This window comes from Pseudomonas sp. SWRI99, from assembly GCF_014270125.1.
GTDB lineage: Bacteria > Pseudomonadota > Gammaproteobacteria > Pseudomonadales > Pseudomonadaceae > Aquipseudomonas > Aquipseudomonas hamedanensis.
The window spans coordinates 69,436-80,465 of sequence record NZ_JABWQR010000015.1; the positions used below are offsets into that span (position 1 = coordinate 69,436).

An 11,030-nucleotide genomic window follows, 5' to 3' on the forward strand; every position below is an offset into this window, starting at 1 on the left:
CCTATGTGTCGCAAAAGTTGTTGGGGTACACTCAGGCTCAACGAAAACATCATTCCACGAACCACCTGTTTAGATCTTGCGAGGTTTGCCATGGCTGACTACAAAGCGCCGCTGCGTGATATGCGCTTCGTCCTCAATGAAGTGTTCGAAGTCGCCAAACTCTGGGCCGAATTGCCGGCGCTGGCCGAGACGGTCGATGCCGAAACCGTTGAAGCGATTCTCGAAGAAGCCGGCAAGGTCACCAGTAAAAGCATCGCGCCTTTAAGCCGCGCCGCTGACGAAGAAGGCTGTCACTGGGCCGACGGCGCCGTCACCACACCGGCCGGTTTCCCACAGGCCTACCAGACTTATGCCGAAGGCGGCTGGGTCGGCGTTGGCGGCGATCCGGCCTACGGCGGCATGGGCATGCCCAAAGCCGTGTCGGCGCAGGTCGAAGAAATGGTCAACTCCGCCAGCCTGGCCTTCGGTCTCTACCCGATGCTGACCGCCGGCGCCTGCCTGTCGATCAACGCCCACGCCAGCGAAGAGCTGAAAGCGGCGTACCTGCCGAACATGTACGCCGGCGTCTGGGCCGGTTCCATGTGTCTGACCGAGCCGCACGCCGGCACCGATCTGGGGATCATTCGCACCAAAGCCGAACCTCAGGCTGACGGTTCCTACAAGGTCAGCGGCACCAAAATCTTCATCACCGGCGGCGAACACGACCTCACCGAAAACATCATTCACCTGGTACTGGCCAAGCTGCCGGACGCCCCGGCCGGTCCGAAGGGCATTTCGCTGTTCCTGGTGCCGAAGTTCATGGTCAATGCCGATGGCAGCCTGGGGGCGCGCAACCCGGCCAATTGCGGTTCGATCGAACACAAGATGGGCATCCAGGCTTCGGCGACCTGCGTGATGAATTTCGACGAAGCGGTCGGTTATCTGGTCGGCGAGCCGAACAAAGGCCTGGCTGCGATGTTCACCATGATGAACTACGAGCGTTTGGGCGTCGGCATTCAGGGCCTGGCAACCGGCGAGCGCTCTTATCAGAACGCCGTCGAATACGCGCGCGACCGTCTGCAAAGCCGTTCGCCGACCGGTGCGCAAAACAAGGACAAGGTCGCTGACCCGATCATCGTCCACCCGGACGTACGGCGCATGCTGTTGACCATGAAAGCCTCGAACGAAGGCGGCCGTGCGTTCTCCACGTATGTGGCGATGCAGCTCGACACCGCGAAGTTCAGCGAAGACCCGACCACCCGCAAGCGTGCCGAGGATCTGGTGGCATTGCTGACGCCCGTCGCCAAGGCATTCCTGACCGACCTGGGACTGGAAACCACGGTTCACGGTCAGCAGATCTTTGGCGGCCACGGTTACATCCGCGAGTGGGGCCAGGAGCAACTGGTGCGTGACGTGCGCATCACGCAGATCTACGAAGGCACCAACGGCATCCAGGCGCTGGACCTGGTCGGGCGCAAGATCGTCGGCAGCGGCGGTGCGTTCTACAAGCTGTTCGCCGATGAGATCCGCCACTTCACCGCAACCGCCAGTGCCGATCTGGGCGAGTTCACCAAGCCGCTGAACGACGCTGTCGATACCCTCGACGAGCTGACCGCATGGCTGCTGGACCGGGCGAAAAACAATCCGAACGAAATCGGCGCGGCATCGGTCGAATATTTGCAAGCGTTCGGCTACACCGCTTACGCCTATATGTGGGCGTTGATGGCCAAGGCTTCGCTGGGCAAGGAAACCCAAGACGATTTCTACGCCAGCAAGCTAGGCACCGCGCGCTTCTATTTCGCCCGTCTGCTGCCGCGTATCCACTCCTTGAGCGCGTCGGTAAAGGCTGGTAGCGAATCCCTGTTCCTGCTGGATGCGGCGCAGTTCTGAACCCGTGCGCGCCGTGTAAGCATTTTCTTACACGACGTGCTGCTGTTCTCCCATAGGCGAGGATTGGATCCAGAGCTACTCTACATTTCATGGACGTCGCGCAGGAAGCGCAAAGTAACAACACGGACACGTAGGATTCTGCCAGGGTGGCGGAGTGAAATGGATGTCAGGGAAACAGTCTGCAAAGCCCCGCTTCGGCGGGGTTTTCTTTTGTCTGGAAAAAAGTGTTCAGACCCGTGGATCAAGCGCCGGCTTCACTTCGCGGCTCATCACTTCTTCGAGTAACGTGCGCAGCAGTGCCAACGAGGCCTGCTGGCGTTGTACGTCGCGGCACACCAGGCCGACTTGCAGCGGCACCCGTGGTTCGCTCAGCGGTTTCCACAGCAGCGCCTGATCGTCGTACTCCTTTTGCGAGCGTCCCGGCAGCACGGTCGCCAGTTTGGTGTGCGGCAAACTGTCGAGAATCCCCAGCATGTTATTCAGCTCCGCCTGCACTTGCGGGCGACGCCCGAGGCTGCTCAGTTGTGCCTGCCAGATCTGACGGATCTGGAACTCTTCACCCAGCAACAACATCGGCAGTTCCGCCGCTTGGCGCATCGAGACTTTCTTGAATTCGCGCAAAGGATGATCTGCCGGGATGACGAGCGTCAGCTCGTCTTCGTAGAGCTGCACGCCATGCAGACCCGGTTGGCGCGGCGGCAAATAGCTGATGCCGATGTCCAGTGAACCGTTGAGCAAACGCCGCTCGATCTCCAGCCCGGTCAGTTCATAGATCTGCACCACCAGATGCGGCTGCGCCTTGCGCACGCGTTCAAGCATCTGCGGCACGAGGCTGGTGTGCACCGTTTGCAGCACACCGATCGCCAACGTGCGCAGTGCCTGCCCCTTGAAATTGCCCAACGCCTCGCGCGCTCGCTGCAAGCCATCAAGCAGTGGCAACGCGTGGTTGTACAACGTGTGCGCGGCGAGGGTCGGCAACAGGCGCTTGCTGCTGCGTTCGAACAGGCTGACGTCGAGGTTTTGTTCGAGTTGGCGGATCTGCTGTGACAGCGCCGGTTGCGAGATCGACAGGCGTTCTGCGGCGCGGCCGACATGACCTTCCTCGTAGACCGCGACGAAATAACGCAGTTGCTTGAAATCCATAAGTTATGCTTATCGAAAATGCTGGGAAATCGAAATGGCCTGAAGCCGCCCGTGAGCCTAGTCTAACCGTATTCGTAAGGCTTACAGGGCCAGAAAGCGCGATGAATAGCGTTCGCATACCGAGTCTTTACATAGGCAGTTCAAAAAACCTCAAGCGAGGTTTTTATCCATGAATCTGTTCAGTTTGCGGCGTCAGGCGCCGAGTCTTGATGACCTCGCCAGCGAGGTTGCGCAATCGGCAGACAGCGATACGCTGAGCGCCGAGCGGCTGATGCCCAGCGTCGAACGTCCCCGACAGGTCTTCGTTCGCGGGCAGGGCTCCTGGCTGTGGGACAGTCGCGACCGTGCCTATCTGGATTTCTCCCAGGCCGGCGGTGCGAACAGCCTTGGCCATAGCCCTTCGGCACTGGTCAAGGCGATCGCCAGCCAGGCTCAGGCGCTGATCAATCCCGGTTTCAATCTGCACAATCGCGGCATGCTCAGCCTGGCCGAACGCCTGTGCGCCAGCACCGCCAGCGATCAGGCGTATCTGCTCAACAGCGGCAGCGAAGCCTGTGAAGCCGCGATCAAACTGGCGCGCAAATGGGGGCAACTGCACCGCGGCGGTGCCTCGCGCATCATCGTCGCGAAGCAAGGTTGCCATGGGCGCAGCCTGGCGACGCTCTCGGCATCGGACAGCGACAATCTGCACAATCGTTTTGCGCCGTTGCTACCGGGTTTCGATCCGGTACCCTTCAACGACTTGCCAGCACTGCATGCGGCGGTCGATGCGCAGACCGTAGCGATCATGCTTGAGCCGATCCAGAGCGATGCCGGCGTTGTACCGGCGACCGAGCACTATCTCAAAGGCGTCGAGCGACTGTGTCGCGAGTTAGGCATTCTGTTGATACTCGACGAAGTGCAGACCGGCATCGGGCGTTGCGGCACCCTGCTCGCCGAGCAGTCCTATGGCGTACGCGCCGATATCGTCGTGCTTGGCAAAGGCTTGGGCGGCGGTGTGCCGTTGGCGGCACTGTTGGCCCGCGGCAAGGCCTGTTGCTTCGCCGTCGGCGAACTGGGCGGCACGCATCACGGCAACGCACTGATGACCGCGGCCGGCCTGGTGGTACTCGACAGCGTGCACGACCGTAGCTTCCTCCAGCAGATCAATGACAACGGCGAGCATCTGCGCGCGGGTTTGGCGCGATTGGCGCAGCGCTACGGCCATGGCGAATTGCGCGGCCAAGGCCTGTTTTATGGGCTGACCCTGTCCGAAAACTGCGCCGACGCCGTCGTTCACGCCGCGCTGCACGAAGGCCTGATACTCAACGCCGCGCAAGCCGACTGCCTGCGCTTCACTCCGGCCCTTACCGTCAGCAAAGCCAACATCGATGAAATGCTTCTGCGGTTGGGTCGCGCTTTTTCCCGCGTACGCACGGCACAGATGCAATGCCGCAAGGGGATAGCCGTCTGAGCGGGCAAGCACTGCCGAACTGAAAGAACCGTCTCGCGGTATAACGCACGCCCCACGCCTGATTCTTTTGGCGTGGGGCGTTTTTTTGTGGCCGGGTTTTGCAGATGGGATTTAGAGCTTGAGAGATTGTGACGCGAATGGTCTTTTAGAAAACGCCAGCAAAGGATGCGGGCGCGGCCCACTCGAAATTGACGAAAAGCTGTTTTGCGATATGTACCACTAGGTGGTATGTTTTTGGAAGGGATACCTATGCCATTCAGGCTGTTCAAGACCAAACGTTTTGCCTTACAGGCCGGCAAGGCATGGATTACCGACGAGGAGTTGCAAGGAGCGTTTCTCCAGATGCTTCAGGGGCAAGCGGACGATCTTGGCGGGGGCGTGTGGAAGAAGCGTTTGAATGCTAACCGTCACCGTTCGATTGTCTTGGCAAAGGGCGGGCATTATTGGATCTATCAGGTACTGTTCGCCAAACAGGATCAGAGCAATATCACCCCAATTGAATTAAGGGATTTACGTAAGTTGGCGAAGGCCTATGCGCGACTGACCGAAGAGCAAATCGGAGATTTGTTGGCGATGAAGGAATTTGTGGAGATATTTCATGAGCAAGAAATTCAAAAGTGAAGTCTTTGAATCGATACACGAATCAGCCGGTGCGTTACTTGCTGTCGGAGCCATTAGCAAGGCAACGATGCGGGAGTTCGATGAGTCCTGTCTGGCATCGTTACCTGCAGCGATCCCGGCCGAGGAAATAAAGGCACTCCGCGAGCGCAACAAAGTCAGCCAACCGGTGTTTGCACGGTATCTGAACACCAGTGCATCGACAGTAAAACAATGGGAGTCGGGTGACAAACATCCCAGCGGAATGGCTCTGAAGTTGCTGAGCATCGTGCAGAAACATGGACTGAAAATTCTGGCTTGAGTCGGGTGCAGCTATTGCAGTGAACCCTGACGAACGGCGCTGGTCGATTAGCTTGTATGGCTCAGGCGAGCCAACCCCCATTCAGGAGCTGCCCCATGGATTTCATTCGCATCATCATCGCTATTCTGTTGCCGCCACTGGGCGTGTTTTTGCAGGTCGGGTTTGGCGGGGCGTTCTGGTTGAACATTTTGCTGACGTTGTGTGGCTACATTCCGGGCATCGTGCATGCGGTGTATATCATTGCCAAGCGCTAAGTTCGGCAGCGTCGATTAGATAGCTTTCGCGAGCAGGCTCGCTCCCACACTGGATCTGTGTTGTATAAAAATTCTATGTGGGAGCGAGCCTGCTCGCGAATGAGGCACCGCTAGTTCTGAGCAAGCTCTGATCCCATTACCCGCCGATAAAATGTCCACTCCTGTTCCAGCGCATGCGCCTGATTGGTCGCGCGGCGAAAGCCGTGGCGTTCGTCGGGGTAGTAATGCGCTTCGACGCCAATACCGTTTTGCTCCAGCGCCGCAACCATATCGCGGGTCTGTTGTGGCACGACCACAGCATCCAGCTCACCTTGAAAGAAAATCACCGGCACGCGAATGTTGTTCGCATGCAACAGCGGGGTGCGGGCGGCGTAGCGTTCGGCGTCCTGCTCGGGATCGCCGATCAGCCAGTCCAGATAATCGCCTTCGAACTTGTGCGTTGCCCGGGCCAAAGCGACCGGGTCGCTGACGCCGTAGAGGCTGGCGCCAGCGCGGAAAACCTGCCTGAACGCCAGTGCGCACAAAGTCGTATAGCCGCCTGCGCTGCCACCACGAATAAACGCGCTGTTGCCGTCGATCAAACCCTGTTCGGCCAGGTAGCCGACCACCGCGCAAGCATCCTCGACATCCACCTCGCCCCAGCGCAGGTGCAACGCTTGGCGGTATTCGCGGCCATAACCGCTGCTGCCGCGATAGTTGAGGTCGGCGACGGCGAAGCCACGTTGTGTCCAGTACTGAATGCGCGGATCGAGTATCGGGTAGCAGGCCGATGTCGGGCCGCCGTGGATGAACACCACCAGCGGCGGTTTTGGCTCATCGCTCATGGCCGGATAAAAGAAGCCGTGCGCCTCACCCGAACCGCTGGGATAGCGCAAGGTTTGCGGGCGGCTGATGCGTTCGTCGGGCAATGGAGCCACGCCACCCGCCAAAACGTTCACTGCGCCCGTCGCTCGATCAATGGCAATCACCGCAGAAGGGCTGACCGGTGACGCGGCAATGCAGTAGATAAACTGCTCATCCAGCGCCAGATGACGGAAGCGGCTGTAATCGCCGGTGAAGTCTTGATTGCCGAGAGCCAAACGGCCAAAGCCGCCTTCGCTCCAACTGGCTAGCACGCGATCGCCGACAGGTAAGCAGGTGCAGCCGCCCAGTTGCCACGGCGCGGGCGCATGATCGGCTGTGGCACTGGACAGCGCTTGCAGTCCGTCGCACGTTTCGCCCCACGGTTGCCAGAATCCGCCACGATCAGTCAGGCAATACAAACGGCCATGGGCGTCAAAACGCGGCTGCTGGATCGACTCTTCCATCGGGTCGCCGGCGACACAGCGAGGCACTGAAAAATCACCGTCAGCGATCATCAGGCGTGTCGAGGTCCACGGCTGATGCGGCCGGCTCCACTCGACCCATGCCAGACGCTGGCCATCCGGGCTGAGCGTCGGCGCCGCATAAAAATCGGCGCCCTCGGCCAGGACCTGCCGTGCGCCGCTCACCAGATCGATTGCCACCAGGCGATGCTGATCCTGCTGCTCTTCGACTGCCAGGATCCGACCATTGGCGAAATGCAGATCGCCATAACGGCAATCAGCCGAAGTCAGCGCTTGCGGCCCACTCTCCAGCGTCTGCCGATACAGCTGTTGATCCGCTTCATTGACGAAAACCACACCATCAGGCGTCAGACAAAACGCTCCGCCGCCGTATTCGTACACACGGCTGCGTACGCTGAAGCCATCGGGTGTCAGACGTTTCGCCACGCCATCGCGCCAATGCCAGATGCGGCAGGCCGCATCCTCGGGGCGATATTCATTCCAGAACAAGCCGTGGGCGCCGAGCTGCAATTCGGCGAAGTCGGTCCCGGCGGCGACGGCTTGGGCGGCGCTGAAAGGCTCAGCCCTTGGCGATGAGGCGCGAGTTTCGTTCATTGCGAAAGGCCAGTTGTTCGATGGTTTGAGTGGCGTGCTCGGCTTCTTCGCGGGCCTTGAGAATCACGCCGTGATGTTCCGACTTGCTGCACACCGGGTCGGCGTTGCTGGCATCGCCGGTGAGCATGAAGGCCTGGCAGCGGCAGCCGCCGAAGTCCTGCTCTTTTTCATCGCAGGACCGGCACGGTTCGGGCATCCAGTCGTAACCGCGAAAGCGGTTGAAGCCGAACGAGTCGTACCAGATGTGTTGCATGCTGTGATCGCGCACGTTGGGAAACTGCACCGGCAACTGACGGGCGCCATGGCAGGGCAGGGCGGTGCCGTCCGGGGTCACGGTCAGGAAAATACTGCCCCAGCCGTTCATGCAGGCTTTCGGGCGTTCTTCGTAGTAGTCCGGTGTGACGAAAATCAGCTTGCACGGATGCCCTTCGGCTTCCAGTTTCGCCCGGTATTCGTTGGTGATGCGTTCGGCGCGGACCAATTGTTCCTGGGTGGGCAACAAGCCGACTCGATTGAGCTGTGCCCAGCCGTAGAACTGGCAGGTGGCGAGTTCGACGAAGTCGGCTTCCAACGCAATGCACAGCTCGATGATGCGGTCGATCTTGTCGATGTTGTGCCGATGGGTGACGAAGTTCAGCACCATCGGATAGCCGTGGGCCTTTACCGCCCGCGCCATTTCCAGCTTCTGCGCGAAGGCTTTTTTCGAGCCGGCGAGCAGGTTGTTCACTTGCTCGTCACTGGCCTGGAAGCTGATCTGTATGTGATCGAGCCCGGCCTTTTTGAAATCGCTGATTTTCTGCTCGGTCAGACCGATACCAGAGGTGATCAGGTTGGTGTAGAAACCCAACTGCCGTGCTTCGTGAATCAGCTCGGCGAGGTCCTGGCGCACCAACGGTTCGCCACCGGAAAAGCCCAGTTGCGCGGCGCCCATCTCCCGCGCTTCACGGAAAACCTTGATCCACTGTTCGGTCGTCAGCTCTTTGCCCTGCTCGGCGAAATCCAGTGGATTGGAGCAGTATGGGCATTGCAGCGGGCAGCGGTAAGTCAGCTCGGCGAGCAGCCACAGCGGCAGACCGACTTCAGGTTTGGCCGGCAGATCAGTCAAGGGTGATCCAGTGCTCTGCACGGGCAACCTCCATGAATTGCTCGATGTCATCACCAAGCTCAGGCACGTCGGGAAACTGCTCTTCGAGCTTGGCGATGACCGCGGCAACATCGCGTTCGCCATCAATCAAGCCACCGATCAGCGCGGCGCTGTCGTTCAGTTTGATCATGCCCTCCGGATACAACAGCACATGGCCTTTCTGCGCCGGTTCGTACTGAAACCGGTAGCCGGGGCGCCATTTCGGTGTCCAGGTGCGGTCGAAACTCATACGGTGATTCCTTTATGCCAGACCCGTTGTTCGGTCACGCTGTGATACGGCGGACGGTTCAGTTCGTAGGCCATGCTCATGGCATCGAGCATGCTCCAAAGAATGTCCAGTTTGAACTGGAGAATTTCCAGCATGCGCTCCTGGCCTTCGCGGGTCTTGTAGTGTTCCAGCGTGATCGCCAGACCATGCTCGACGTCACGGCGCGCCTGACCGAGGCGGGTGCGGAAATATTCGTAGCCGGCCGGGTCGATCCACGGGTAATGCTGCGGCCAACTGTCGAGGCGCGATTGGTGGATCTGCGGCGCGAACAGCTCGGTCAGCGAGCTGCTGGCGGCTTCCTGCCAACTGGCGCGGCGGGCGAAGTTGACGTAGGCATCGACGGCGAATCGCACGCCGGGTAGCACCAGTTCCTGAGAGCGCAACTGGTCCGGATCGAGGCCGACGGCCTGGCCCAGACGCAGCCAGGCTTCGATACCGCCGTCTTCACCGGGCGCGCCGTCGTGGTCGAGCAAGCGCTGAATCCACTCGCGGCGGATTTCCCGATCCGGGCAGTTGGCGAGAATCGCCGCGTCTTTCAGGGGGATGTTCACCTGATAGTAGAAACGGTTGGCGACCCAGCCCTGAATCTGCTCGCGGGTCGCCCGGCCTTCGTACATCGCCACGTGGTAGGGGTGGTAGATGTGGTAATAGGCGCCTTTGGCGCGCAGGGCCGCTTCGAATTCGGCGGGGGACATTGGCGTGTCGGGCATGTTTGTTCTCCGGAACAACCATTGGATTCTGTGGAGTCTGGTCGGGCGCTTTCGCGAGCAAGCTCGCTCCAAAATTGGATCTGCGGCGTAGACAAAACCCCTGTGGGAGCGAGCCTGCTCGCGAAGGGGTCATGCGCTACAGCACAATACTCATGCCATCAAACGCCACCTCAACATTACGCCGCGCCAGCTCCGCGCGCTGCGGCGAATCCTCATCAAGAATCGGGTTGGTGTTGTTGATGTGGATAAGCACCTTGCGCTGTTCAGGCAACTGCTCCAGCACTTCGAGCATGCCGCCGGGGCCGTTCTGCGCCAGGTGGCCCATTTCGCGACCGGTGCGGGTGCCGACGCCACGGCGCTGCATTTCGTCGTCGTCCCACAGCGTGCCGTCGACCAACAGGCAATCGCTGCCCGCCATGATTTCCAGCAGCGGCGCATCGACCTTGCCCAGGCCCGGCGCGTAGAACAGCTTGCCACCTGTGTTGAGGTCTTCGACGATCAAACCGATGTTGTCACCCGGATGTGGATCGAAACGGTGCGGCGAATACGGCGGTGCGGCGCTGCGCAGCGGCAGCGGCGTGAAGCGCAGGTTCGGGCATGCCGCGACGGTGAAGCTCTGATCGAGTTCGATACGGTTCCAGTTCAAACCGCCGTTCCAGTGCGTGAGCATCTTGAACAGGGGGAAACCGGTGCTCAGGTCTTCGTGGACCATGTCTGTGCACCAGACCTGATGCGGGCAGCCTTCGCGCAGGCTGAGCAGGCCGGTGGTGTGGTCGATCTGGCTGTCCATCAGGATGATCGCGCTGATGCCGGTGTCACGCAGGGCGCGGCCCGGTTGCATCGGGGCAAAGCTTTGCAGTTGCGCGCGGATGTCCGGCGAGGCGTTGCACAGCACCCAGTTCACACCGTCATCGGAAAGGGCGATGGACGATTGGGTGCGGGCCTTGGCATTCAGGCTGCCGTCGCGAAAGCCTGCGCAGTTGACGCAGTTGCAGTTCCACTGCGGAAAACCGCCACCGGCGGCCGAACCCAGAATCTGGACGAACATGAACGCTCCATCATTTCAACGCGGAAAATAAAACGCCCCGGCGAGCCGAGGCGTTGCACTGCAATTCTACGTAAGCAGAACTCAGCGGCTGGCGAAGTACATGGTGACTTCGAAGCCGATACGCAGGTCGGTGTAAGCAGGTTTGGTCCAGGCCATGAGGTGTCTCCTTCTGTGGGTTGGGATAGCGCTATCCATAGGTATAGTCCACGGCAGCGCGACGATGTTCCAATTAGTTAGGCGGCTATGTTACTCAAAATTTCAGCGCGATGACCCCTGAATCTTTGAGAAAGCTCTTTGCGGCCT

At 60.0% G+C, this 11,030-nt stretch carries 12 protein-coding genes; 5 read left to right on the top strand and 7 right to left on the bottom strand.

Translation table 11 applies throughout. From position 1 onward, the window contains the following. Positions 1-90: 90 nt before the first annotated feature. On the top strand, positions 91-1,869 hold the full coding sequence (locus tag HU743_RS14185; protein ID WP_186621035.1) for an acyl-CoA dehydrogenase C-terminal domain-containing protein: 1,779 nt from the start codon (positions 91-93) through the stop codon (positions 1,867-1,869). Positions 1,870-2,097: 228 nt separating this feature from the next. Here HU743_RS14185 and HU743_RS14190 read toward each other — a convergent pair whose 3' ends face one another. Continuing rightward, positions 2,098-3,012 carry a LysR family transcriptional regulator gene (locus tag HU743_RS14190; protein ID WP_186631448.1) on the bottom strand — a complete coding sequence of 305 codons (915 nt, stop codon included), beginning with the start codon at positions 3,010-3,012 and terminating at the stop codon, positions 2,098-2,100. Positions 3,013-3,181: 169 nt separating this feature from the next. Between HU743_RS14190 and HU743_RS14195 the strand changes: the two genes are divergently transcribed. The 4 genes from HU743_RS14195 to HU743_RS14210 all read left to right on the top strand — a co-directional run bounded on the left by HU743_RS14195 (position 3,182) and on the right by HU743_RS14210 (position 5,638). Beyond that, positions 3,182-4,465, top strand: coding sequence for an aminotransferase class III-fold pyridoxal phosphate-dependent enzyme (locus tag HU743_RS14195; RefSeq protein ID WP_186649298.1), 1,284 nt, complete (start codon positions 3,182-3,184; stop codon positions 4,463-4,465). Positions 4,466-4,714: 249 nt separating this feature from the next. Then, positions 4,715-5,086 carry a type II toxin-antitoxin system RelE/ParE family toxin gene (locus HU743_RS14200; protein ID WP_186649300.1) on the top strand — a complete coding sequence of 124 codons (372 nt, stop codon included), beginning with the start codon at positions 4,715-4,717 and terminating at the stop codon, positions 5,084-5,086. Next, entirely contained in the window at positions 5,064-5,384 is a 321-nt protein-coding gene (locus HU743_RS14205; RefSeq protein WP_186649303.1) for a DNA-binding transcriptional regulator, read from the top strand. The genes HU743_RS14200 and HU743_RS14205 overlap by 23 nt, the downstream gene beginning before the upstream one ends. A gap of 95 nt (positions 5,385-5,479) precedes the next feature. After that, complete coding sequence (locus HU743_RS14210; protein ID WP_003228885.1) at positions 5,480-5,638, top strand: YqaE/Pmp3 family membrane protein; 159 nt, start codon at positions 5,480-5,482, stop codon at positions 5,636-5,638. A gap of 110 nt (positions 5,639-5,748) precedes the next feature. On the opposite strand, the gene HU743_RS14215 is transcribed toward HU743_RS14210, so the two are convergent. The 6 genes from HU743_RS14215 to pqqA all read right to left on the bottom strand — a co-directional run bounded on the left by HU743_RS14215 (position 5,749) and on the right by pqqA (position 10,883). Continuing rightward, a complete protein-coding gene (locus HU743_RS14215) occupies positions 5,749-7,557 on the bottom strand; it encodes a S9 family peptidase (protein WP_186649305.1) in 1,809 nt (602 codons plus the stop codon). Then, positions 7,523-8,683, bottom strand: a complete 1,161-nt coding sequence (pqqE, locus tag HU743_RS14220) for a pyrroloquinoline quinone biosynthesis protein PqqE (RefSeq protein ID WP_186649308.1) — start codon at positions 8,681-8,683, stop codon at positions 7,523-7,525. Before pqqE ends, HU743_RS14215 begins: the two co-directional genes overlap by 35 nt. Next, a complete protein-coding gene (gene pqqD / locus HU743_RS14225) occupies positions 8,655-8,930 on the bottom strand; it encodes a pyrroloquinoline quinone biosynthesis peptide chaperone PqqD (protein WP_186550876.1) in 276 nt (91 codons plus the stop codon). The genes pqqE and pqqD overlap by 29 nt, the downstream gene beginning before the upstream one ends. After that, entirely contained in the window at positions 8,927-9,679 is a 753-nt protein-coding gene (gene pqqC / locus HU743_RS14230; protein WP_186649311.1) for a pyrroloquinoline-quinone synthase PqqC, read from the bottom strand. Before pqqC ends, pqqD begins: the two co-directional genes overlap by 4 nt. A 136-nt stretch (positions 9,680-9,815) precedes the next feature. Continuing rightward, positions 9,816-10,727, bottom strand: coding sequence for a pyrroloquinoline quinone biosynthesis protein PqqB (gene pqqB / locus HU743_RS14235; protein ID WP_186649314.1), 912 nt, complete (start codon positions 10,725-10,727; stop codon positions 9,816-9,818). 81 nt (positions 10,728-10,808) lie between these two features. After that, positions 10,809-10,883, bottom strand: a complete 75-nt coding sequence (gene pqqA, locus HU743_RS14240; RefSeq protein WP_003444522.1) for a pyrroloquinoline quinone precursor peptide PqqA — start codon at positions 10,881-10,883, stop codon at positions 10,809-10,811. Positions 10,884-11,030: the final 147 nt, after the last annotated feature.